This is a genomic window from Alteromonas gilva, from assembly GCF_028595265.1.
Classification (GTDB): Bacteria; Pseudomonadota; Gammaproteobacteria; order Enterobacterales; family Alteromonadaceae; genus Alteromonas; species Alteromonas gilva.
The window spans coordinates 11971-37947 of the sequence record NZ_JAQQXP010000003.1 but is presented as its reverse complement, the minus strand read 5'-3'; the positions used below and the strand labels follow the sequence as shown (position 1 = coordinate 37947).

Sequence of the window (25977 nt, the reverse complement as noted above, 5' to 3'; positions counted from 1 at the left end):
ACGAATCACCACACATTGAGTTTTTGTTTCTTTATACTGCTTGTAAGAGCATTGAGCGTCGGCGAAACTGACGCTCAAACAGCTAAATACAACAACAATATGTATGAGAATAACAATGAACTTAACGACATTCATGGATAACAAGAAAAACAGGTACTGGCGACTCAGCGCAGCAGTATTTGCTTCGCTCAGTGTATTGACGGCACCGGTTATTAGTGCGCCTCAGGAAGAAACCACAGACGAGGTTGCAGATCAGACAGAAACGCCATGGGAGGTGACCGCGCCGCCATTTAGCCTCAACGAAATCAATATCAATACAACCGAAACAACCTGGTCCAGCCTCGATGTGGCGCCAAGCGGCGACTACTTCTTATTCGACATGCTGGGAGATATTTATAAGGCTGACTTAGATGGTGGTAATGCGACGGCTCTGACCCAGGATTTTGCCTGGAATATTCACCCGGCCATTGCACCCGATGGCAGCAAAATCGCGTTCATCTCAGATCGCGGTGGCGTATCGAACGTGTGGGTAATGGATGCGGATGGCAGCAACCTGCGGCAAATTACTAAAGAAAAGAACAACACCATCCACTCACCGAAGTGGAGTCCGGACGGTGAATACTTGGTGGTCACCAAAGGCATTACGTCGACCCGGAGTATTCCGGCCGGAGAGATCTGGCTTTATCATCATTCCGGCGGCAGCGGCGTACCGATTAAAGAACGCGTGAGCGGACAGCGTGAACAAAACAACATTACCGATCCGGTTTTTTCTCACGATGGGCAATATATTTATTACACGCAAAACACGGTAAGTGGCCATCGTTTTAGCTACAACCGCGATCCACTCGAAGGCATTTTTGCTGTCACTCGTTTCGACCGAAAGACCGGCGAAGAGCACCGGTTGATCAGTGGCACCGGCGGTGCCGTTGTGCCTACCCCTTCACCAGATGGCAAGTACATTGCGTTTTTGCGCCGGGTAAAATACGACACCGGCTTATTTATTAAAGATTTAACCACCGGTGAAGAAACCCTGCTAACGCGCGACATGGAGCGCGACATGCAGGAAGGCTTTGGTGTGGAAGGCTATTACGCTTACTACGACTGGACACCCGACAGCAAATCCATTGTGTATTGGGCGGGCGGTAAATTCCATCGTTTAAACATCGACGATAAGTCGGTCGCGAGCATACCGGTAGCAGTTGAAGCCACCGTGAAATATGCTGATGCACTGCGCTTTGATGTAGACGTTGCACCCGATACCTTTGATGTAAAAATGATCCGCTGGTCGCAGAAATCGCCCGACGGTAAATCGGTGTTATTCCAGGCGCTGGGTAAACTGTACGTAAAAGATCTCAAAAGCGGCAAAATGCAGCGTCTGACCCGCCAGAACGAACACGACGAATACTCCCCTCGTTATTCAAGCGATGGTAAAAGCATTATTTACACCACCTGGCACGACGACGCACTAGGCTCAGTTCGCATTGTGTCGGCGCGCGGCGGCAAAGGTAAGGTTATTACCACTCAGCCCGGACACTATGTTGAGCCAGCGTTTTCTCCCGATGGTGAATGGGTAACCTACCGCAAGTTTACTGGTGGCTACTTACTCAACCCCAAATACTCCAGTGAGCCGGGTTTGTATGTTATGAACCTGAGCCAAAAAACACCGGTTAAAGTCAGCAGCGCTGGCAGTCAGCCACATTTCGCCGGCGATACTGACCGCGTGTACTTTACCGAACGCAACTACGATTCGCCCTACGGTGCTACGCAGCTGGCCAGCGTTAACCTTAATGGCGACGATCACCGGGTACACCTCTATGGTGCCGACAAAGTAGCGGAATACCGCTTGTCGCCGGACCGTCAGTGGGTTGCCTTTGTGCATCAGTTTAATACTTATGTCACCCCGTTTGTGGATAACGGCAAGAAGGTGACCATCGGACCAGACATGACCAGCATGCCGGTTACACAACTTTCTGATCGCGCCGGTGAATATCTCACCTGGTCACCACAAAGTGACAGTGTTGGCTGGTTCCATGGTCCTTACTATTTTGAACGGGAACTGGCCGATGCCTTTGCATTCGCCGGTTCAAAAGCCGAAGACGAACTCCCCGCCCCCCTCGCCGAAGGACTGGATTTGAGCTTTAGCGCTGATACTGACAAGCCCCGCGGTTATAAAGCGCTGGTAGGTGGCACGGTGGTGACCATGCGTGATGCGGATGCTACGCAAGAAATCATTGAAGACGGTGTGGTGTTAATTTCAGATAACCGCATTGCCGCAGTAGGCAAACGCGGCGAGGTGGATATTCCCGCCGATGCCATGCTTATCGACACCTCAGGCAAAACCGTATTACCCGGACTCATCGATACCCACGCCCACGGCGGTCAGGGCAGAAGTGAGATTATTCCGCAGCAAAACTGGACACAATACTCGAATTTATCGTTTGGGGTGACCACCATTCACGACCCGTCTAACGACACCACTGAGATTTTTGCCGCCTCAGAACTGCAACGCACCGGTCAGCGCGTCGCGCCGCGCACCTATTCAACAGGAACCATTTTGTATGGCGCCGAAGGGTTAGGTTATAAGGCTGTTATCAACAATTACGATGACGCCTACTTTCATGTACAGCGCTTAAAAGACGCCGGTGCAATCTCGGTAAAAAGTTATAACCAACCGCGACGCGACCAACGCCAGCAAGTGCTGTGGGCAGCTAAGAATCAGCAAATGATGGTGGTGCCTGAAGGCGGCGGTAAGTTCCAGCAGAACCTGACTATGCTGGTAGATGGTCATACTGGCCTTGAGCACTCTTTACCCATCGCGCAGGGTTATAGCGACCTTACCCAGCTGTGGAAGGCCACCGAATTTGGTTACACGCCAACGTTTGTAGTGTCTTACGGTGGCCTGATGGGCGAAGAGTACTGGTACGACCGTACCGAAGTATGGAAAAACGAACGTTTGCTGCGCTATGTGCCATCTACCATTCTGGATGCCCGCGCTATTCGCCGCCCTACCGCACCGGATGATCAATACAATCACTTTAACGTGGCAGAATACGCCAAAACCTTGCGTGATGAAGGCGTGAGCGTGCACATTGGCGCCCATGGCCAGCGCGAAGGCTTAGCCGCGCACTGGGAACTGTGGTTAATGAACCAGGGTGGCTTTACGCCGTGGGAAGCCCTGCGCGGGGCTACCATTGATGGTGCCAAACATTTGGGCATGGGTAAGGATCTGGGTAGCATTGAGCCGGGTAAACTGGCCGATTTGATGATTACCGATGGTGATGTACTCAATAACATTCGCCGCAGTGAATATGTGACCTATACCGTGATTAATGGACGCGTTTATGATGTGGCCACTATGAACGAAATGGGCAGCAAGCAAAAGCGTGCAGCGTTTTTCTTTGAGGGTAACAATAAAGCCTTTATGCCGTCGCAAACTGCCGCCGAAGTTGATGCCAAAGCGCGCCAGTATCACTGGTCGCATACCAATCATTAAGCCATGAGCTACTGGCCATTTTAAAATGGCCATAACTAAGATGACAAAGCCGGAACACCTGTTCCGGCTTTTTACATTTATCTCAATGAATCGCGGCTTAATTACTCTCGGGTAAAAGCGTATTTACCGCCACCTTGTTGCAGTTGGAAGGCGCTTAAATATAACCCCAGCCGACCACTTGCTTAGGTCGTTAGCGATTGCGCCCGTATTGCTCGTGGGATGATACCCAGTCAGAGCTGGAAATTGCCGACGCCAGTGAAATCTCGCCGGCCAGCGCCACCGCCGCCACAATTTCGGCAAATTTATACACCCGATCGCGGCCATAACAACCCAGCAACTCCAAACACTCGCGCTGTGTGCCAATCCCGGTGCCGCCGCCGTAGGTGGCAACAATCAGTGATGGAATGGTTAAGGATATGTACAGATCGCCCTCGTCAGTAAGCTCGGAGTACATGATCCCCGCCGACGATTCAGACACATTGGCAACGTCCTGGCCGGTGGCAATAAACATGGCGGTGATGCCATTAGGCGAATGCAGCCCGTTATTATTCACCCCGGATAAAAATGAGCCAATGCCCGCCACCCGGCCGTGATAGTCAATTTGCTTAGGATCCACCCGCATCACCGATAATAAATGCTCTCGCTTAATGGTTGCCTAAGCCGTTACTCTTTTACCACGGGTGCGTAGGGTATTAATTTGCGAGGCCTTCTTGTCGGTCGCAAAATTTGATTCCAAATAAAAATTTTCGATACCGGTATATTTTTCAAGGATCCAGCCACAGGCGGCAAAGGTGGCCCGCCCCACCATGTTTTGCCCCGCCGCATCGCCGGTTCGGTAGTTAAAGCGCAAAAAGGCAAACTTGTTGGATAACACACTATCAATGTAAGTCAGCTTGGCAACAGACGAGGTCGCTTCGGCCTCGGCACGGATCTCATCAATATTGGCATTTACCCAGGCAACAAAATCACGGGCGCCGCGGGCATCGGAAAATACAAATACCGGCGCGCGCTGCATGGCATCATCGACCACAGTCGACTTAATTCCGCCACTCATATTAAGCAGTTTCATACCGCGGTTGTAAGACGCCACCAGCGTGCCTTCGGTGGTAGCCAGCGGAATGATAAAATCACCTTTGGCATGTTCACCATCAATGGTGACCGGGCCTGCCACGCCTACAGGTACCTGCGCCACGCCGATAAAGTGTTCAATATTGCCGCGCAACGTGTTCGGATCAATAGAGTACTGCCCCACATGATGTATTTTAGCCCCGGAGAATTTTTCAAAATAAGTTTGTCTTTTCGCGATAATGCCCGGTGCGTAATCATCGTGGGGATCCCTTGGAATACTGCCGTCGGATACTCGTGGCGCTGAGACGGTATCCTCCACGCTGAATTTAAGCTTGCCAAACGGTGAAGCCTTAAAGACCAGTTCGATGGTATGTTTCTCGGCACTTACCGACAGTGTTTTGTTGAGGTAAACAGTAATAACATCTTTTAACGCGAAGGGGACTTCACCGGCCTCATTGAGTTCTGTCAGCGACATGATTTGCTCGGGGCCTACCTGCAGCGTGATATGTTCAGGTGCTATGGACTCGCCATTAATAGCAATACTCTCAACCTGTCTGAGGGTGGCATCTTTTAAGCGATTTTTAAGCATAAACTGCAAACCGTCTTCGGTTTGAGTCAGGCTACCGTGGGTGTATAACTGGCGTAGCAGCATACTGGGTATAAACATAATACTTCCTTGGCAAACGTGGGCTTCACTAGATTATTAGTTTAGTGCCATCACAGTATATTAACAGCGGTGATTAAGAAAGTTGAATGACCGTCCGGCGTACTTCCTCCTCTGTAAGGTGGCCACACCGACTTGCCGCTGCCAACAATAAAATTGAGACACCACTGAGAATATTAGGCCAATTGCCTGCATAGTCCCCCTAATCCATGCTCCCGACCCGTCAGGTACTCTGGCGATCACCCCCTTGTCGTAAGGTGTATCCATTACCAATACACGCGACAGTTGCTATGGATAGTCAAAGTCTTTTTCGCCCTCAGGCGCTCATATCACAACAGCAGAATATTGAAGGCACCGTGTTAGTGCGGCCCACGCTCTCTGCGCTGGGAATAACGGCAGCCTTGCTGATGTGGTTAGCGGCGTCACTCTACTGGCTGCTGTCGAGCCAGTATGTTGATACACAAACCGTAACAGGCTGGCTCGAGCCACAGCGCGGCATTACCCATGTGTATTCACCATCGCCGGGCGCGATTGTCAGTGAAATTCTGGTTAACGCTAATCAACGGGTAAGCAAAGGCACGCCGCTTATAAAACTCACCCGCGATGCCACTTTCAAAAACAATCAAAGCGTGAATGCGGTGCTTCTTGGTGAACTAAAAAGCCGTATTGAACGCTTACAAACCCAGTACACGCTCAGTCAAAACGGATTTGAAAACAAGCGCCAACAATTGCAAACCAACCACCAACGATTACTGGAAGACAGGCAGAATATTGCGTCGATGCGAACGCTGCTCAACCAAAAAATGCAGCTACTTGACAGCCAAAAGCAGGCATTGACCAAGCTGACCAAAGACGGCTTTTACAGTAAACACCAACTGCAAAATCTCGACGCCCAACGGTTAGATGAAAGCTATCAGCATAAATTACTGAACAGAGAGTGGCTGGCTATCATTCGGGCTATTGACGATACCCGTTATGAGCTGCAAACACTCACCACATCGCACCAGCTGCAACAGTTAGCCATTGAAAACAGCATCAGCGAGATACAGCAAAGCCTGCACCAGCAATATAGCGTACAAGATATCGTGGTCACCGCTCCTAATGATGGCAAGGTTGGTCAGTTGCATGCCAAGTCAGGCCAGTCAACCCAGGCTAATCTGCCACTGCTGACCCTGATGCCCGAACAGGGTGACGTGATTGCACGCCTGCTTATTCCTATCTCAGCGGCCGGACAAGTCTCAGCCGGCCAGCCTATTAGTTTGCGCTATGATGCTTTCCCCTATACCCAGTTTGGCACGTACGATGCCGTTATCGACAAAGTGTCACCGCACCTGCTGCTGCCACAAGAAGTGGCACAAACCCCGGTAACGGTAAAGCAACCGGTATACCTTGCTTCTGCCAGTCTGTCATCGTTCAACATCGAGCACCTCAATGAGCCCATTGCCTTACGGGCCGGCATGACCTTCGCGGCCGATATTAATATTCGTGAACGTAATTTAATGCAATGGTTGTTCGAGCCGCTTTATCAGTTAAACGGGGGGCTGCTATGAGTCATATCAGTGCCGTTAAATCCCCTTTGCAGCTTGGCTGGCGCCGCCGCACCCCGTTAATTTTGCAGGCAGAAAACAGTGAATGCGGCCTGGCGTGCATTGCTATGATAGCGGGTTACCATGGTTTAAACGTCGACCTCGCCCAGCTACGCAGTTGCCAGTCATTTAGCCAGCAAGGTGCCAACCTAAAGCAACTGATCGACTTTGCGCACTCTCTCAAACTTAACAGCCGTGCCGTAAAGGTCGAACTGGAACATTTAAAAGACTTACAGTTACCCTGTATTTTGCACTGGAATATGCAACATTTTGTGGTGCTGACCAAAGTTGGCAGCAAAAACATTGAGCTGCATGACCCGGCAATAGGTCAGCGTAAACTCAGCTGGCTCGAAGCAGATAAGTGTTTTACCGGCATTGCCCTCGAACTGCAGCCCGGTAATCAATTTGAACCTAAAAACCTTACCCAGCCACTGAAAATACGCCAACTTTGGCAGCATATTGTGGGCATTAAACGCTCATTGATAGTAATTTTTACGCTTTCTTTACTGTTACAACTCTTTGCGCTGGCCTCCCCGTATTATCTGCAATTGGTGATTGATACGGTGATTATCAATAACGACAAACCATTGCTCAATGTGTTATTCCTGGGGTTCCTGCTATTAGTGGTGATCGAAGCAATCACTAATCTGAGCCGACAAGCCGCCGGGATTTATATGTCGAGTCACCTCGCGCAGCAGCTCTCGGTCAACGTTTTCACGCACCTAATCCGGCTACCTTTTAATTACTTTCTACAACGGCATATCGGCGATCTGGTGGCGCGGTTTGGCAGCCTGCAGGAAATCAGACGATTTATAAGCCAGGGAATTGTAGGGCTTATTCTTGATAGCCTTATTCTGCTTTGCACGCTGGCACTCATGGCGCTCTACAGTGTTAAGCTAATGTGCGTAGTGGTGATTTTCTCTGTCATATTCTTGCTGCTTCGTCTCTGTCTGCTCGCGCCAATACAACGCTTACAACAAGAAAAAATAGCCACGGCGGCCAAAGAGAACAGCCATTTCATAGAAACCATCAGGGGTATTCAATCCATTCGTATGCTGAAACTGGAGTCATTTCGGCTGCACGGCTGGCAGCACCTGCTGACCGACACTCTCAACCGCGATATTCAACTACGTCGCTGGGAAATGAGCTTTAGTATCGTGCACCTGATCCTGTTCGGCCTTGAAAACCTGATTGTGATCTACATGGCGGCACATCTGGTGATGGAACAACAATTTACGATTGGAATGCTGTACGCCTTTGTCAGTTATAAAAACCGTTTTAATGGTGCAACCAGCGGCCTGGTAGAGCAGCTCATTCAGTGGCGGTTACTGCGCGTGCATCTGGATAGACTGGCCGATATTGTGCATTGTCCTGTGGCGATCGAGTCCCTGCCGTCACAACAGGCAACGGCACCAGACTTGCGAATCAAAGCGCACCGGGTATCGCTTAAAAATGTGGCCTTTGCATACCCCGGTCAGCCCCCACTCTTTCAGCATATTAACCTGCATATTGAACCCGGCGCCATGGTGGTTATCACCGGCGCCAGTGGCAACGGAAAATCAACGCTGGCCAAATGCCTGGCGGGTCTGATGGTGCCAACTCAGGGACAGATCCTGATTGATGATCAGCCGCTCAACGGCCGCAATAGCAACCAGCAAATCAGCGCAGTGATGCAGGATGATATGTGCCTGTCAGGCTCTGTTATCGACAATGTAAGTGGCTTTAGTCAGCATATTGATATGCCGCGACTGATTGAATGCTGCAAACTTGCCTGCTTACACGACACCATAAACCAACTGCCCATGCAATATTACACCTTGATCAGTGAGGGGGCAGCTAACCTGAGTGGTGGTCAGCGTCAACGTCTTTATTTAGCCCGTGCGCTGTATCAGCAACCCGCACTGTTATTGCTCGATGAGTCCAGTAGCCACCTGGACGCGCGCTGCGAACATCTCATAAATCAAAACCTTTCACGTTTGTCCATGACCCGCATAGTGATTGCGCACCGACGTGAAACCATTCAAATGGCCCATCAACGGTATCACTTAGCAGGCGGCTGTCTGACAGAAGTGGCCATCAACTTTACGCCTGATTTACCCACCCCAACAGCACAACAAGGAAATCACTATGTTTGATCAAGAGTTACTCAACCCGGAACATTTAGAGCAGTTATCAAAGCGTGAATTACAGGTCGCTCACAAAATCATTGAAGGCCTGCCGAACAAAACCATTGCATCACAGTTGTTTATCAGTGAACGAACGGTAAAGTTCCACTGCGCTAACATTTACCGCAAGCTGGCCATTCGTAACCGGGCGGCCCTTATGGCCCGTTACTTTAGAACACTGTACAGTCAGATCCCATCGTTATAATGCGCAACAACGTATCGCCGCATAACAACCAGACAGGCCGGTAACAATCACTTGCTACCGGCCTGCTTATTGTTTTTGTGTACCCGACTGACCGTCCCGACCGGATCTTCAAGCGCTCGTCTTATACCGCTTACTGATCAAAAAAGTGGGCGTACTGAGCCGGCATCGCCGCTAAAGACTTTATGGCTATGCCTTTGTAAAACAGTTCTGCCGCTTCACTTTGTAATTGGATTTTACCTTTTGTCAGCGGCACAGGCTTGCCATCCACAACGTTGCGTGAGTTGAGCAGTACCATCACCACTTCACCATTTACGATATGCACACTTTTATCACCAAAAGTAATGAGATCCAGGGTGTTCCATTGTCCGTGCGGCTTCTCGTGATTTTCTTTACGCAGCACCAACCCTTTGATTGATTCGCCCTCGCCAACAGGTATAAAGGGCTGCGTCTCGTCGGCCACCGGGTTCATGATATATTCAGGCATAAAAGCACGTACATCTATGGCGGTCGTCATCTGATTCCAGTAATCACCAATGTGGCCCTGCATGATCTGAAACTCCTGGGAAATCATCCATGAGCGATAGTAATCCTGACCGTGCTCACCAATAGCATGATATAAAATACCGCTGTCTTTGAGTTTGTTTAAGCGCGGTTGCCACTTCTTATCGCCCCACTTAAATTGCAGCGTAAAATGATAATTTTCATATTCCTGCCTGGTAGACACGCCACCGTAGTATTCGCCGCTCACACGCAACACGGGCTCGTTATTTTGCCCCCGCATCATGGTAAACACCTGCAGCGCATCGTTACCGGTATTGAGCCCCACGGGTTGTATCAGGGTGCCGTCACTGTTAAGTGGCGGACTGCCATCGTACGCCTCGTTGTGTTTAAAGCTAATGTAGGTGTCCCAATGGCTTAACTCATCATCGAGCAGATATTGCCATTCTTGTTTGGCATTAACATGGCTGGCCAGCAACATTGACAGCCCCGCAAGTACATACTTCATATAAAAATCCAGGTTTAAGTAAAAGGTGAATTCAATTCACCACCGCGATTTGCAAATGCTACCAAACTCTAAAAGAGCTTCTTCGGAACAGTTTTACCTAAGGCTATGTTTACAATATCAGGATCAAATAAATCAATTGCGTTTTTAGCTATTTGAGGAAGGAAAATTGGTTTGAGGCGAGTTATTTATTCAACTGGCGTGCCGTTGCGGAATATGATTAGCCCTGACTAAAAAGCACGGTGACGGAGGCCGTAAGCGCGCTGATTTTGTGCTGGCTTACGACCTGTTTTGACTGTTTTACGTCTATTACCCTGACTACAGAATAAAGCGGCTTAAGTCTTCATTATCCACCAGCGATTCTAAGTGCTGGTTGACGTAGTCGGCATCGATAACGTAGGTCTCACCCTGCTTTTCCGAGGCATCGTAGGAAATATCTTCCATCAAACGCTCTAATACTGTGTGCAGGCGACGGGCACCAATGTTTTCGGTTTTCTCGTTGACCTGCCAGGCCGCTTCGGCAATTCGCTGAATGCCTGCTTCAGCAAATTCTACGGTAACCCCTTCGGTTTTCATTAGCTCAACATATTGCTCGGTCAATGATGCATTTGGCTCAGTAAGGATCCGCTTAAAGTCTTCTACTTTAAGTGCCGACAGTTCAACCCTGATGGGTAAACGTCCCTGCAGTTCAGGAATAAGATCAGAGGGCTTGCTCATCTGAAACGCGCCCGAGGCAATAAACAAAATATGGTCGGTTTTGATCATGCCGTGTTTAGTAGATACCGTTGAACCTTCTACCAGCGGCAGCAGATCGCGCTGCACGCCTTCGCGCGACACATCGGCAGATCCTGAGCCTTCACGTTTGCAGATTTTGTCGATTTCATCGACAAACACAATGCCGTTTTGCTCTACCGCCTCAAGGGCTTTTTCTTTGAGATCTTCTTTATTCACTAACCGTGATGCTTCTTCTTCGATCAGCACTTTCATGGCATCGCGAATGCGCATTTTCTTTTTTTTCTTCTGCGAGCCTGAAGACAGATTCTCGAACATACCCTGTAGCTGATTGGTCATTTCCTCCATCCCCGGAGGAGCCATGATCTCTACGCCAATTTGTTGTTGCGAGACATCAATTTCAATTTCCTTATCGTCCAGCGTGCCTTCGCGTAATTTCTTACGAAACGACTGCCGGGTGCCGCGATCCTCTGTCCGCTCTTTTTCCCCCCAGCTATTCTCTGGCGGCGGAATGAGTATATCCAGTATACGCTCTTCGGCGGCTTCTTCAGCCCGGTAGCGCACCTTCTCCATTTCCTGCTCTTTGGTCATTTTTACGGCGATGTCAGCCAGATCACGAATAATGGTTTCAACTTCCTTACCAACGTAACCGACTTCCGTAAATTTGGTCGCCTCTACCTTAATAAATGGCGCGTTAGCTAATTTAGCCAGGCGCCGGGCAATTTCGGTTTTACCGACGCCGGTGGGACCGATCATCAATATATTTTTAGGCGTCACTTCCTGACGCAGTTCTGGCTTTAACTGCATTCTGCGCCAGCGATTTCTAAGCGCAATGGCGACGGCACGTTTGGCACTTTGCTGACCTATAATATGACGGTCGAGCTCATGAACAATTTCTCTTGGTGTCATTTCAGACATAATAAACCCTTATTTAAAACTGACGGGAGCCAGTATGGCAGGCACTGGTTACACCGCACCTGCTTGAACCATGCTACTGCGTTGAGAGCTTAACTTACTAGTAATCGAGCACTTCAACCGTTTGACTATGATTGGTAAACACACAAATATCGGCCGCAATCGTTAAGCTTTTTGTGGCAATTTCGTTAGCCGTAAGCTGCGTGTTACCGAGTAATGCGGTGGCTGCAGCCTGGGCAAAGTTACCGCCGGAGCCTATCGCGATAAGATCCTGTTCAGGCTGCACAACATCACCATTACCGGTAATAATTAGTGATGCACTTTCATCCGCCACGGCCAGTAATGCCTCAAGCCGACGTAACATCCTGTCGGTTCGCCAGTCTTTAGCTAACTCAACTGCCGCTTTGGTTAAATGCCCCTGGTGCAATTCCAGCTTTGCTTCAAAGCGTTCAAATAAGGTAAAGGCATCGGCGGTGCCACCGGCAAAACCGGCAAGCACTTTATTTTGATAAAGCCGGCGAACTTTACGGGCATTGCCTTTCATCACGGTATTACCCAGAGACACCTGACCATCACCGGCCATTACAACCTGATTATCTCGTCTGACTGATACTATTGTAGTCACAAATACTCCACTTTAGTGGTTTAGCATGCACACCGCATCACGGGTGTACACGGATAAATATCGATGAATAAAGAAGTGGGGGAGGTTCGGATTTTTTCAAGCCCGTATAAAGCGGATTTCGTTAGCGGCGAATGTTGCGTCACCTAACAATAAAGCCGGTAATAACCGGCTTTATGAATGCAGTGATAGCGCTTTGCTCAGGCCCTGGCTACAGATTCCAATACCAGATTTGGCAGGTACTAATGTTGACTTTTCTTAAGCTGTGTTTGGCCCGTTCAGCGTCGCGCTTGGCATCGAAGGGACCTAAAATAACCCTGAACCATTCGCCATTATCGCCATCACTGCGGCGGATTTGCGCTTCAAGCCCCTGAAAAGCAATTTTTGCCCGCATCTCATCCGCCTGTGCCCGGGTTTTAAACGACGCACATTGCATTAAATAACGCTTATCTGATTTAACCTGTTCGGCCACATCAACTTCTACCTCATAGCCAGGCAGCGTTTTGATGTATTCCCATTCTTCTTCGGGTAATTCGGGCAGCTCATCTTTTGCTGGCGCAGGTTCAACCGTTAGCGGCTGAGCCGTGTCCGGATCGGCGTTATCTTTTATCGACCACAAAAAATACGCAAAGCCAAGCAATAATGCTACGACGATAACAACGGTTAACCAGGGGACAGTTGTGGCGGGTTCTTGCTGCTGACGACCTCGTTTAGTGGTAGTTTTCTTCGTTGCTTTTTTAGTATTTTTCTTTTGTGGCGCACGCCCACGAGAAACGTAATCGCGTTGTGACATAATGCTGTTTCGATTTCCCTGAGTGAATGACAGTAAACGATGCAGGCAGTGTAACCTCTCTGCTAAAAAAATGCTGCCTTTAATCTTGGGGTTATTTGCGTATTCTGCACAGTGGTCTATTTATTGTTCAACCTGAATATTGCTTAAACCAGAGCGCTAACTAAAATCAACCGGGTCGATATCCAGACTCCAGCGCACTTTGGCGGCCAGCGGCAACGACTCGACGTCTTTTAAATGATGCTTTAACCAACTGTGGAGCGCGGCGCGCTGCTGACACTGCATAATCAACATAAACCGAAACCGCCCCTGGCGCTTTTCAATCAAACACGGCAGGGGCCCTATAAAGCTGCCGTGGGCAACGTCAGCACTGACGCCGTAACATTGCTTTACCTGTTGCAGAAAGTTTATCACCTGCGACGCATCGTTCGCTTCACCGCGAAACACAGCCTGACTACTCAGTGGCGGCAATTGCGCCAGCTTGCGCTCTTGCAGCGCCTGACGGGCAAAATGACTAAACCCGTTGTTTATCAAATCCTGCAACAATGGGTGACCCGGGTTATCAGTTTGCAGCCACATTTCACCGGGTTTATTTGCGCGCCCGGCCCGGCCGGCTAACTGGGTAATCAGTTGCGCCAGCTTTTCAGCGGCGCGAAAATCAGCCGAAAATAAAGCGCCGTCACAATCAAGTACCACCACCAGCGTGACATGGGGAAAGTGGTGTCCTTTAGACAGGATCTGCGTTCCCACCAACAATTGATACTTACGCGCGTTGATTTCATCGAGACGATTGATCAGTTTATCTTTGCCTTTCACCGCGTCGCTGTCGATTCGCACCTGCGCAATATCCGGAAACAGCTTGCCCAGCCCCTGCTCTAACTGTTCGGTACCAATGCCACTGGTTTGCAGGTCGGCGCTATGGCAACTGCCACATTGGGTTGGCATGCGCCGGCTGGCTCCGCAATGGTGACACTGCAAACGCCCCTGCGACTTATGATAAGTAAATGGCCGCTCGCAGCTTGCACAATCGACACTTTGACCACAGTGGTGGCACAGCACCGCCGGCGCAAAGCCGCGGCGATTTAAGAACACTAATACCTGATTGCCCTGCTGCAGGTGACTACGCATAATGCTAATCAGTCCCTGGGCAATGCCGGCATGTAACGGCTGGTCGCGAGAATCGAGCACCTTGAGCTGAGTATGACTGGCTCCCCCTGCGCGATGTTGCAGAGTCAGATGGGTATAACGCTTATTTAGCGCATTGTTTAAACTTTCCAGCGACGGTGTTGCGCTGCCAAGTATAAGAGGTACCTGTTCATTGTGGGCACGTTTTACCGCTAAGTCGCGGGCATGATAGCGCAGGCCATCCTGCTGCTTAAATGATTCATCATGCTCTTCATCCACAATGATCATGCCGGGCGATTTAAGTGGCGTAAAAATGGCTGAGCGAGTGCCGATAATAATACCAATATCACCGCGACGGGCCTGCTGCCATACCTGTAAACGGGCGGTGTCGGTCATTTGCGAATGCAGCACGCCAACGGCAATACCGAAGCGACGTTCAAAGCGGCCTACGGTTTGCGGCGTTAAACCAATCTCCGGCACCAAAATAAGTACCTGCCTGCCTTGGCGTAATACCGGTTCAATCACCTGCAAATACACTTCGGTTTTACCACTACCGGTTACCCCGTCGAGTAAATAGGGGACAAACTGTCCTGGCTGCTGATTAATTGCCGCAATTGCCACGCCTTGTTCGGTTGACGCAGTCGGCGGTGTTTGCTGTAAAGTAAAATGCTGCCAATCCCCTGCGGGAGGATGGGTAATAAGGGTGGCCTCAATTAGCCCTTTGTCTTCTAGTGCTTTTATCACCGCTGCGGAAAATTGCGCTTTCACTTCATCGCTGGCCAGCGGGCCCTGGTTAAGCAGTTCCAGGCATTGTTGCTGTTTTTTGCCTCGCAATCCGGCAATCGCCTTGGGGTCATGTCCCTCTTCGCTAAGCATCCACCCCGGTTGAGCGTCACTCAGTAGCGCGCCTTTACGCAGTTTAGACGGCATAAGGGTCGCCCACACCTCACCAATTGGATGGTGATAATACCCTGACAACCATTGGGCAAGCGCGATCAGTGTTGTATTAAACAGCGGCGAATTATCAAGTACTTCGGCGATGGCCTTGAGTTTAACCGGCGTGTCATTTTCTGAGCTGTGTTCTGGCTCTGCACGACTGGCAACCACCACTCCCACCAATTGACGGCGTCCAAACGGCACTTTTACGCGCGCACCCACCGCCACCAACTGCTCGCTGGAATAGCTAAACGTCTGGCGTAAAGGCACTGGAACGGCTACATCAATTATGGGCATGGTATAACAGGCTGATACAATTTGGTGTTTCAATAACGGCAGGCACTGAGTGGAGTGCACTGTACTACATCCCAACAGCCCGACGTTACAACGAATAATCTGGCATCATAAACCGTGGCGCAGTTAATTTCCAAACAAGCCTTCACACAAAGCACAAATGCCTTGCTGCACGCCAAATATGTACGAAAATACTTGATTGATTATTCGGCATCCTTTACTATGCGCCGCTCTTAAAAACGCAAGCGGTTTATCGCTTGTAGTGAAATTAGTAACGTATGGTGTTCAGCTTCGGGCTGGATAGCGATACGGCCTTATTTTGAGGTAAACCATGAAACAAGATATCCACCCTAAATACGAAGAAATTACTGCTAACTGTTCTTGCGGTAACGCAATCAAAGTTCGTTCAACACTGGGCAAAGACATCAACCTGGACGTATGTTCAGAATGTCACCCTTTCTACACTGGTAAGCAACGTAATGTTGATACTGGTGGTCGTGTTGATCGCTTCAAGAAACGTTTTGGCGCACTGGGCAAAAAGTAAGCCCCCGTCTTTACGAAAAAGCCTTGAAGAAAAAGCGCCATTGCGGCGCTTTTTTTATGTCCGCAATAATCATTCAAACGAATACCCTTTAGCACTTCCATAAATAGCAAAAATTTGAATTATTTGTTCTGCACCGTAGCGTTCGGGCATCGATCGCGTTATGTTAGTGATATATCATGAGTAAAAGGGTGCTAGCAGGCAAACCGGTGACATTCATGCAATGTTATGGCTGCCATGTTAAACGACATCCTCTTTGATACAGTTAGTCTATAATAACAACAACATAGGGCTTGTTTAATACCCCCCTAACGGCTGACGCGATAACCTTAATACGGGTTTACCAAAATAGAATAACAGGATAGACACAAATGTCAGATTTTCGCCAACGTGCCCTCGATTATCACGCCAAACCAACACCCGGGAAAATTCGGGTGGAACTCTCCAAACCTGCCGAGACAGTAACCGACCTTGCGTTAGCTTATAGCCCTGGTGTTGCCGAACCGTGCAGAGAAATCGCCGAAGATCCCAACGCCGCCTACACCTACACGGGTAAAGGCAACATGGTTGCCGTGATCAGTAACGGCACAGCCATTCTTGGCCTGGGCAATTTAGGCCCGCTGGCCTCTAAACCGGTTATGGAAGGCAAAGCATTATTGTTTAAGCGCTTTGCCGGTCTTGACTCCATCGACATTGAAGTGAAACACCGTACCACTGAAGAGTTTATTAACACCGTTGCGAATATCGCCGATACTTTTGGCGGCATTAATTTAGAGGATATCAAAGCACCGGAGTGTTTTGAGATTGAACAGGAACTCATTAAACGGTGCAAAATACCGGTCTTTCATGATGATCAGCACGGCACCGCCATTGTCACCGCAGCAGGTATGCTTAATGCACTGGAAATTCAGGGTAAGGACATTGGCGATGCCAAAATAGTGTGTATGGGCGCCGGCGCGGCGGCCGTTGCCTGCATGGAACTGCTGATCAAGTGCGGAGCACAGCGAGAGCGCATTTACATGCTCGACCGTAAGGGCGTCATTCATACCCGGCGCGACGACTTAACACCGCACAAAATGCTATTTGCCAATAATACCGACAAACGCACGCTGGAAGATGTAATGGACGGCGCTGACATTTTTGTTGGCGTATCAGGCCCGGACTTACTGCCGCCCGAAGCCCTCTCGCTGATGGCGCCAAATCCAATTGTCTTTGCCTGCTCTAACCCGGATCCTGAAATCAAACCCGAAGTGGCACTGGCTACCCGCTCCGATCTTATTATGGCCACCGGTCGTTCGGATTATCCCAATCAGGTCAATAACGTACTGTGTTTTCCGTTTATTTTCCGCGGTGCACTGGATGTTCGCGCCACGGCAATTAATGATGAGATGAAAGTGGCCGCCGTCGAGGCCCTGCGCGCGGTATCCAAAGAGCCTGTGCCTGAGTCGGTGCTGGCCGCCAGCAATGCAGAGAGCCTCAGCTTTGGCAAAGATTACATTATACCAAAGCCAATGGATCCGCGTCTCTGCGCGCGCATCGCACGGGCTGTCGCCGAAGCCGCAATCAACTCCGGGGTAGCCAGACTCGAGGTGATACCTGACTATCAATAACAGCCTGTCGGCTCACTGATCGTCTCCACAAGCCATCATTGTTTGATGGCTTTTTTATACTTCGCGCAACTGACTTGGTGTCGAGCCGGTCCACCGCTTTACCGCACGACGAAAGTTGGTGATATCACTAAACGCCATCTTCAGTGCACTCTGCTCGTTATTCAACTTTTGCACCTGTAAATAAAAAATGGCCTGCTGACGACGAACATCGTCATGCAAAAGGCTAAAAGTGGTGTCATGCTCTGCCAGCTTACGTTTTAGCGTTGCCGGACTTAACCCCAGTTGTTTCGCCATTGCTGGTAAGGTGGCGACCGCCTGATAGCGCAACCGAAAGCGCACCGTATCTAACAGTGTGCGGCGAAATTGCCGCTGCTCTAAATAACGGCGCAGGGCAAATTGCTTAAAGGCCTGGTTGGCTTGCAGGCAGGGGGTAAGCAAAGCCTGGCGGTTGATACGCACGGTAAAAAAGGGCTGCTCAAAGCGCAGTCTGAAACCCAGTCCTTCTTCATATTCCTGTATATGGCGAGGTCGCCGGTAAGGAAAATCAAAGGAAAAAGGCAAACGCTTACCGGTGCAATGACGCGCTAATACCATTAATGCGGCGCAAAAAGCCTCCGCCATAAAAACAAATTGCTTTGCGCATCCCATTGCATCCTGTAACACTAAAAATACTTCGTCGTTGTAATCGTACCGGTGGGCAGATAAGAACGGGCAAATGCGGGTTTGAAATACCGGTATTGCCCGCACACACTCGGCAAAATGTGCAGTATGGGTAAAGTACGGAAGCGCATCATTAACAAAAGCCGACACCAGATAATGACCAAACTGAAACGCCAGATCATCACCGGAGTATTGCTTCTGCGCGTTCCCGACAAGTTTCATAAACTGCTCTGCACTTATAGCTCTTGACGTAAGTAAGTCTTCACTAAATATACCCGTACCGCGGAGCAGCTTTTGCTCATCGGCGCCGCGGGCTACAGCGACCTGCACCAAAGCATTAGCCAGTTGCCGGGCTGGCAGGGCTTTGTCGGTACGAGTCAGCAACTGCGTGTGCGGCATCAGGCAGCACTCTGCTGCTGCGAAGTTTGATCCAGTTGGCGATTGAGCGCTGTCATTAACTCAGTCAGGGATAACTGCTGATCAAGCACACCGCAAACACTGCGCACAGAATGAAAAATAGCCGTTGTCTGGCCGCCGCTTTTAAATGCCACATTGCGAATGCTGCACTCAAGCTGCGCGGCAAACTCTGCTGCGTCGCGTTGGCTAATCTCCGGCATTAAAATCACAAAACGATCGCCCGCGTAGCGACAAGCTAAATCGACAGTGCGTAAATTCATTAAAATCAGCTGCGATATTTCTCGTAAAAAGCGGTCGCCTTCGGCATGACCATAGCGCACATTAAATTGCGCAAAATCATTAATATCCAGAACAACAATACTGGTCTGCACGTTTTGCTCCTGCAGTTCTGTGGCACGGGCACGCCAGTAATTCGCGCAGTACAGTTGTGTAATGGCATCAATCTGATCATGCGCGCGGTACCACATTTCGCGACGCTGCAGTTGACGATTTAACGCCAGCTGTTCCTGATGCCATAAATACAGCGCATAGCTCATGACCACCATGCCTATTGCAGCGGGGATGGGCTCTACCACACTGACCCAGTCAGCGCTGGGTGGGTAATAGGTAAATTCATCAAACACATCCAGTAGTGTTGAGAAGTTAAACAGGCTTATCCCTGCCACCAGCATGCCGGTCACCTTGCCGGGCGGACGACTGATCATGACAACCAGTATCCAGCACAGTGTTAACAGTCCAATGCTGCCCTCGCCTACCACATCCAGCCATTCAATGTCAGCAACCGGCTTGAGTTCACCATTAATAACGCTCAGTGCTATTGCACTACCAATAATGCTAAGCACAAAGGCCAGCAACCCCTGATGGCGGGTTAATAAACTAAAATTCATGTCGATTTCCTAAAACCCCTGGCGGGTAAATCATCCCGAACACTGTAATCATCCGTGCACGGGTATACAGAGGTCATTCTGGCTCAGCAATATGACATTGTGATGATAGCTACCCTTTGCAGCGTCTGATCATTCAACTTTTATTCCCTTTTAACAATAACTTAGCCGGGGGTCTTTTTAGCTCACCGAGTTCTCTCAAGCATATAAACGAGCCATTTTTGCTGATTATTTAGCCACTGCCGCGTTGTACCGTCATCGATTTGTCATTTTAGCTTTCTACCTTAGCCGCCATGTTGCACACTCACTTTACTTAAGAGAACACTATGAAAAACCACCTTACCAGTCTCGCACTTGCTGTCGGTACCGCCTGCTGCTCAGTAACTGCTGTTGCGGCGGCCGCAGAAAACTCCGCCGGGTTAATAGGCCAGCTCACCAACGATGCCGGGAATCGTGTTTTTGCCGGCGCAAAAATCGAAATTACTGAACTGGATAAAGTTACCTTTTCCCGCCGTGACGGAACGTTCCGCTTTGTTAACCTTCCAGAGGGTGAATTTACGCTGGTCGTCACCTATATTGGCGCTGCGCCGGTTACCCGTCAGGTCAGCTTGTCGGCAGGCGAAAACCTGACACCGGTGATCACTATCGAAGCCGCCAGCGAATCCCTTGAAGAGGTCATGGTGCGCGGGCAGCGAAGCGGTCAGGCCAGTGCCATCAACCAGCAGCGAATGGCGGACAATATCAAGTCGATTGTATCGGCCGACGCAATTGGTCAGTTTCCCGATCAAAACGCCGCCGAGTCTTTGCAGCGCCTGCCTGGTTTATCTATTGAGCGCGACCAGGGTGAAGGCCGCTTTGTGGGTATTCGCGGCATCGATCCGAACCTCAACAACGTTACCATTAACGGCTTAAATGTGCCGTCTCCCGAGGGCGGTGTGCGCTCCGTAGCGCTGGATGTTATTCCCTCAGAGCTGATTCAGACGCTCGAAGTATCTAAGTCGGTTACCTCTGACATGGACGCCGATGCCATCGGCGGCTCAATAGAAGTAAAAAGTGTCAGCGCCTTCGACCGCAAGGGCCAAACGGCCACTCTGAGCGGTCAGTTAAGTCACAACCAACTGCGCGATGAGCTAAGCCCCAAGCTTTCGGGTACCTACACCAACACCTGGAATGACAGCTTTGGTATTGCCGCGGCATTGTCGTACTTTGAGCGCAGTTTTGGCTCTGATAATATTGAGTCAAACGCGGATGATGAAATTGAGCAACGGCAATACACTATCACCCGGGAACGCCTTGGTGCCGCCGTTAACCTTGATTACCGCCCGGATTTTAATAACCAGTATTATTTACGCACCCTTTACAGCGCGTTTTCTGACGACGAGTACCGTCAGGCCAATATTTTTGTGCTCGATGGTGAAGACTCAGAAGTTGAACGCGAGTCCAAGGATCGCTTTGAGGAACAGTCTATTCTCACCTTGGCGGCCGGCGCTGAACACATGCGCGGCGAGTGGCTGCTCGATTATCAGGTCGGCTATGCGAAATCCGACGAAAGCGAGCCCGACGCCCTGTATTACACCTTCGTTGCCGAAGATAGCAGCATAGTAGGTGATATGCAGCGCCGTATTCCTACCGTTACTTACGCTGACTCAGTTAATGATTTTAGCAATTACGAAGTTGACGAAATCAGCTTTGAAGACAACTACGCTGAAGATACGGAAAATAGCATTAAGGCCAACCTCAGTAAGTCTTTTGCTGAGTCGCCCTATTTGAGCGAGCTGAAAACCGGGGTTAAGTATCGGAGTCGTACTAAATCAGTCGACAGCAATATTTTTATCTATGACGGCGACTTTGATGATCTCGACCCGAGCCAGTTTGCAACCAATGAGGTCGATTACGGCATTGGTAATTTTGGGCCGGGGTTACACCGTGCGGGCATGCGTGACTATTACAACCAAAACGCTGCAGCACTGGAACTGGCTGAACTCGATTCTGAGTTAGAGTCAAATGGAGCATCTTACCAAACCAATGAAGATATCTTTGCTGCCTACTTAATGGGCACCTTCGACATCGACAAACTGCACATTGTGGCGGGTGTCCGCTATGAAAAAACCGATTTTGATACCAGCGGCATGCGTGTGGAACTAGTCGAAGATGAACAAAACGACATCGAAGAGGTGGTCAATACCGCCTGGTCGTCACAACGCAGTTATGACTACCTGTTGCCCAGTGTGAACGTGAAATACAATGTCTCCGATAAGCTCATTGTGCGCGCTGCCTATACACAAACCCTTTCACGCCCCGGCTTTGAGCAATCGGCTGCATTTCAGATTATTGAAAGTAAAACCGAAGAAGACGACGGTCAATTTGTCACCGAGCGTGAAGCCGAGGTGGGTAATCCTGAGTTACTCTCTTACGAGTCGGATAACTTCGACTTATCCGTAGAGTATTACCCGGGCCAGGTTGGGGTCATTTCCGCGGGCTTATTTTATAAGCAAATCGATAATTTTGTGATTTACGCTGATGTAGCCGGCACCGCAGGCTGGGAAGGTTTTGATGAAGTTATTCAACCTTTAAACGGCGAAACTGCCGACCTCACAGGGCTTGAGCTGTCGTGGGTTAAAACCTTCGAAAACGGCCTGTTATTGTCAGCCAATGGTACTTTCTCCGACTCAGAAGCCACCACCCTGCTAGACGGTGAGGAATACCAAACCAGCTTACCCAATCAATCCGATACGGTGGGTAATCTTGCAGTAGGTTACGAAGATAACGCCTGGAGTCTGCGCCTGGCTATGACCTACAAGAGCAAGAACCTGGAGGAGATCGACGGTGACATGCTGCGTATGGAAGACGCCCACCAGCAGTTCGACTTTATGGGCAAATACTACATCAGCAATGATTTCACCGTGTACTTCAACGCCATCAATATTAACGATGAGCCCTACTACCACTACTTTGACCGGCGCAATCAAAATGCCCAGTACGAAGAGTACGGACGCACCTTTGAGATCGGCTTTAACTGGCAGCTGTAACGCCAGGCAATCAGACCAAGACGCACTATCCGGCGGGCGGCAAAACTGCCCGCCAATTTAAGGCTTATAATGAACATGAAATTTATTCTGGCGTTAGCGCTACTTATTTCCAGTACCGTAAACGCCAATACAGAAACTTACGACGATGCATATTATGCTAAACACAGCATAGCGTCTGAACTCCCCACCAATGATAATGACTGGACGTTTCTGGTCGTCGGTGACTGGGGCCGGAACGGCCACTTCGCCCAGCGTGACGTGGCCAAATGGATGGACATTGCGGCTTATCAGTTCGACGCTGAAGCCATCATCTCAACCGGTGATAATTTTTACGATAATGGCGTTGCCTCGGTAAACGATCCTTACTGGCAGAGTTCCTTCGAGTCGGTATACCACGGCCCCCATCTGTTTTTGGATTGGTATGTGGTACTGGGCAACCATGACTACCGCGGTAACTGGCAGGCACAAATTGACTACAGCAACATCAGCCGGCGCTGGAATATGCCGGCGCAGTATTTTGATAAGCGAATTACCATCCCGGACGGTGCCAGTTTGCACCTGGTGTTTATCGACACCAGCCCGCTAAACCCTGACTACCAGCACGAAGAAAAGTACCGTGAAACCCAGGCGCAGGATGCAAACGCGCAATTAACCTGGTTTAAACGTACGCTTGAGACCAATCAGGACGCCGACTGGACCATTGTCATTGGTCACCATCCTCTTTACTCGAGCGGAAAACGCTTTGGCAAAAACGCCGCGGTGCGCAGTGTGATCGAACCCATCCTGGAGCAATATCATGTTGACGCATACATTGCCGGCCACGAACATGACTTACAACACAACCAGCCCGCAGCGCGCACTGTAGAGCACTTTGTATCAGGCGGTGGTTCCGAAGTTCGTGCTACTGCAATAAGGGAGTTTACCCGCTTTGCTCAGTCTTCAGCAGGCTTTGCACTGGTGCGGGTCAATACCCGGCAGATAGCCCTTGAGTTTATTAATGAACAAGGCGAGGTGTTATATCAGTACATCATCGCCACAACACAGGAGCCGTGAGCATGAATCCAATGAAAGTCACGCTAATACTGATCGCCGGTCTGAATATGCTGGCCTGCTCCGCGAGTGCGCCCGTCTCCGCGCCTGCAGACACTACGCAGTTAACTCCGATTAGCACAGCAGGTGAGAGCATTCAGCCGCTGGTAGTTAACAATGCACTACAGGGTTGGCTTATCACCAGTGAAAGCACCGGCCTGCATTGGCTGAATGCCGGGGGAAATGCGATAAGCCAGCTGCCAGGTCATATTGCTCAGGCCGACATGCGGGTACTTAGCCATGCCAGCGGGCTTAGTATGATTGCCGCTATCGATAACAATACCTCGGCGCTTCATGTGGTGACACTCACCCCCCACACTGGCGAGTTCAACACGGTATTGAGTGTGCCCTCCGACATTGCTGATCGTGAATCGGTATGTCTGAGCCAACAACAGGACGCGCTGTATGTGTTTAGTTCTGACGCCAGAGGGTTGATGTCACAATATCTTGTCAGCGACACAGAAAATCGCTGGCAATTGTTACCCGTACGCCAGTTTATGGTGGGCCCGAACATCTCGTCGTGTGCTGTTATCGACGCTAATCAAACCTTATTGATCGCTGAGGAAGAAGTGGGAATATGGCACTACAGCGCAGATCCCGAAGGCGAAAATACCCGCACACTGGATTACTATGCCAGCGCGCCAGAAATTGAGTCTGTCGCGGCACTCAGTGCTGGCCATTACTTTACCGTTGCCACCGATGAGCCGGTAATCCGCCAACGAACCACTGACCTGAATCAGTATGCTCACACAGACTGGCCGATGGCAAAGCAAGCCGAACTCAAATCAGTCAGAGTTGCAGCGAATAACGCTTATATTTACCTGGGTGTATTTGACGAGGCCGCAGGACAACTTTTAACTGCCCGGCTGGCATCTGGTTCAGAGAACACACCGTCGCCGCAGCCCACGGCAGCATTGCCCCGCATTGACACCATCACCGCCGATGTGCAAACCACGCCGGTCAACCGCTACGGCGATGCCGCCGACGACCCGGCAATTTGGGTAAACCATGATGCACCTGAAGCCAGTTTAGTTTTAGGCACCGATAAAAAGTTCGGCCTGAATGTGTATTCTCTGGATGGTCAGCTGCAGCAGTCACTGCCCGTGGGGCGGGTCAACAATGTAGATGTGCGCTATCAACTTAGTACTGCGCAGGGCAAACAGGATATTGCCGTGGCGAGTAACCGTTCATCACAAACGCTGTCGGTATTTAGTATTGCGAATTCGGGCAAACTCAGCCATATCGCAGAGTTACCTACGACACTGAACGATGTCTATGGGTTATGCACCGGCATCATCGATAAGCAGCTCAATGTGTTCATTAATGACACGGACGGGCGCTACCAGCGTTATGTTCTGAGCTTTGATCGCAACACACCAAGCGCTGAACTGGTGGATGAATTTAGTTTGCCCAGTCAGCCCGAGGGCTGCGTTGTTGATGACAATAAAAACGAGATTTATATGGGCGAAGAGGCCCGTGGTATCTGGCGCAAAGACTTAACCGCGCCAGGTGTGGCACCGCAGTTAATTGCGCAAGTTGGCGGTGACGTTGCGCCCGACATTGAAGGAATGGGTATTTATGAACTCGACAATCAGCGTTATCTGGTAGCTTCCAGTCAGGGCAATAATCGTTTCGCGGTGTACGCACTGGATAACCACAATCGTCTGCTGGGTACGTTTAAGATTGGCCTGAACCGGCAAGCGGCTATTGATGGTGTATCAGAAACCGATGGGCTGGAGGTCACCTCAATGCCAATGGGCGATACCTATCCGGCCGGCTTGATGGTGGTTCAGGATGGTCGCAACGTGCTGCCCTCAGCGCCACAAAACTTTAAACTCATCAATGGCAATAAGCTGGCCGCGTTTATTCGGGCCTATCGCTAAAGCCACCGCGCGGTATCCGCTGCCGCAGGCAAGGTAACAGTGTCTGCGGCATCGTCATGTTCATCAGCCTTTGTTTTATTATTTTTCACTTCAAAACTATACCTATGTATTGCCGGGCATAAGCCACGCGTGGTCATTTCTGGTTAATTTCTTGCGCTTAACCCATAACATAGTCGCTGATGCGAAATGTTCTGCTATGCATACAACGGCTTAGATTCATTTTATGCACTAAAGAAATGCCCCCGCAAACTTGCAGGATCGCAAAA

The 25977-nt window shown here is 50.0% G+C and carries 16 protein-coding genes and 2 pseudogenes; 9 read left to right on the top strand and 9 right to left on the bottom strand.

Going from position 1 to position 25977, the window contains the following annotated elements; all coding sequences use genetic code 11:
* The first annotated feature begins 115 nt into the window (after positions 1-115).
* On the top strand, positions 116-3493 hold the full coding sequence (locus OIK42_RS16515; protein WP_273642179.1) for an amidohydrolase family protein: 3378 nt from the start codon (positions 116-118) through the stop codon (positions 3491-3493).
* 190 nt (positions 3494-3683) lie between these two features.
* On the opposite strand, the pseudogene OIK42_RS16510 reads toward OIK42_RS16515, so the two are convergent.
* Positions 3684-4880: pseudogene (locus tag OIK42_RS16510) on the bottom strand (hydroxymethylglutaryl-CoA reductase).
* A 42-nt stretch (positions 4881-4922) separates the two neighbouring features.
* Positions 4923-5150, bottom strand: a pseudogene (locus OIK42_RS20445) (hypothetical protein); the annotation flags it as partial.
* Positions 5151-5515: 365 nt separating this feature from the next.
* Between OIK42_RS20445 and OIK42_RS16505 the strand changes: the two are divergent.
* Genes OIK42_RS16505 through OIK42_RS16495 form a run of 3 tightly spaced genes read left to right on the top strand, consistent with a single transcriptional unit; the run spans position 5516 to position 9181 of the window.
* On the top strand, positions 5516-6775 hold the full coding sequence (locus tag OIK42_RS16505) for an HlyD family secretion protein (RefSeq protein ID WP_273642178.1): 1260 nt from the start codon (positions 5516-5518) through the stop codon (positions 6773-6775).
* On the top strand, positions 6772-8946 hold the full coding sequence (locus tag OIK42_RS16500) for a peptidase domain-containing ABC transporter (protein WP_273642177.1): 2175 nt from the start codon (positions 6772-6774) through the stop codon (positions 8944-8946). The genes OIK42_RS16505 and OIK42_RS16500 overlap by 4 nt, the downstream gene beginning before the upstream one ends.
* Positions 8939-9181 carry a helix-turn-helix domain-containing protein gene (locus tag OIK42_RS16495; protein ID WP_273642176.1) on the top strand — a complete coding sequence of 81 codons (243 nt, stop codon included), beginning with the start codon at positions 8939-8941 and terminating at the stop codon, positions 9179-9181. Before OIK42_RS16500 ends, OIK42_RS16495 begins: the two co-directional genes overlap by 8 nt.
* A gap of 130 nt (positions 9182-9311) precedes the next feature.
* On the opposite strand, the gene OIK42_RS16490 is transcribed toward OIK42_RS16495, so the two are convergent.
* The 5 genes from OIK42_RS16490 to priA form a co-directional block, all read right to left on the bottom strand.
* The gene (locus tag OIK42_RS16490) at positions 9312-10187 is read right to left on the bottom strand and encodes a 3-keto-disaccharide hydrolase (RefSeq protein ID WP_273642175.1); all 876 of its coding nucleotides are present in this window, start codon (positions 10185-10187) and stop codon (positions 9312-9314) included.
* A 315-nt stretch (positions 10188-10502) separates the two neighbouring features.
* The gene (gene hslU, locus OIK42_RS16485) at positions 10503-11834 is read right to left on the bottom strand and encodes an ATP-dependent protease ATPase subunit HslU (RefSeq protein ID WP_273642174.1); all 1332 of its coding nucleotides are present in this window, start codon (positions 11832-11834) and stop codon (positions 10503-10505) included.
* Positions 11835-11931: 97 nt separating this feature from the next.
* On the bottom strand, positions 11932-12456 hold the full coding sequence (hslV, locus tag OIK42_RS16480; protein WP_273642173.1) for an ATP-dependent protease subunit HslV: 525 nt from the start codon (positions 12454-12456) through the stop codon (positions 11932-11934).
* 208 nt (positions 12457-12664) lie between these two features.
* Positions 12665-13246 (bottom strand): SPOR domain-containing protein, encoded by a 582-nt coding sequence (locus OIK42_RS16475; protein WP_273642172.1) that lies wholly within the window; start codon positions 13244-13246, stop codon positions 12665-12667.
* A gap of 156 nt (positions 13247-13402) precedes the next feature.
* Positions 13403-15601: a primosomal protein N' gene (gene priA, locus OIK42_RS16470; RefSeq protein WP_273642171.1), complete on the bottom strand. Its 2199-nt coding sequence runs from the start codon at positions 15599-15601 to the stop codon at positions 13403-13405.
* 328 nt (positions 15602-15929) lie between these two features.
* On the opposite strand from priA, the gene rpmE reads away from it, so the two are divergent.
* Entirely contained in the window at positions 15930-16142 is a 213-nt protein-coding gene (gene rpmE / locus OIK42_RS16465; protein WP_273642169.1) for a 50S ribosomal protein L31, read from the top strand.
* Between the two features lie 368 nt (positions 16143-16510).
* Complete coding sequence (locus OIK42_RS16460; RefSeq protein ID WP_273642167.1) at positions 16511-17749, top strand: malic enzyme-like NAD(P)-binding protein; 1239 nt, start codon at positions 16511-16513, stop codon at positions 17747-17749.
* 54 nt (positions 17750-17803) lie between these two features.
* Here the strand turns inward: OIK42_RS16460 and OIK42_RS16455 are convergent, their stop codons facing one another.
* Both OIK42_RS16455 and OIK42_RS16450 read right to left on the bottom strand, forming a co-directional pair.
* Entirely contained in the window at positions 17804-18808 is a 1005-nt protein-coding gene (locus OIK42_RS16455; protein ID WP_273642166.1) for a helix-turn-helix domain-containing protein, read from the bottom strand.
* On the bottom strand, positions 18808-19713 hold the full coding sequence (locus OIK42_RS16450; protein ID WP_273642165.1) for a GGDEF domain-containing protein: 906 nt from the start codon (positions 19711-19713) through the stop codon (positions 18808-18810). Before OIK42_RS16450 ends, OIK42_RS16455 begins: the two co-directional genes overlap by 1 nt.
* A gap of 323 nt (positions 19714-20036) precedes the next feature.
* On the opposite strand from OIK42_RS16450, the gene OIK42_RS16445 reads away from it, so the two are divergent.
* The 3 genes from OIK42_RS16445 to OIK42_RS16435 all read left to right on the top strand — a co-directional run bounded on the left by OIK42_RS16445 (position 20037) and on the right by OIK42_RS16435 (position 25711).
* A complete protein-coding gene (locus tag OIK42_RS16445) occupies positions 20037-22739 on the top strand; it encodes a TonB-dependent receptor (RefSeq protein ID WP_273642164.1) in 2703 nt (900 codons plus the stop codon).
* Positions 22740-22814: 75 nt separating this feature from the next.
* Complete coding sequence (locus OIK42_RS16440) at positions 22815-23792, top strand: purple acid phosphatase family protein (protein ID WP_374211883.1); 978 nt, start codon at positions 22815-22817, stop codon at positions 23790-23792.
* A gap of 2 nt (positions 23793-23794) precedes the next feature.
* Entirely contained in the window at positions 23795-25711 is a 1917-nt protein-coding gene (locus OIK42_RS16435) for a phytase (RefSeq protein ID WP_273642161.1), read from the top strand.
* The last annotated feature ends 266 nt before the right edge of the window (positions 25712-25977 follow it).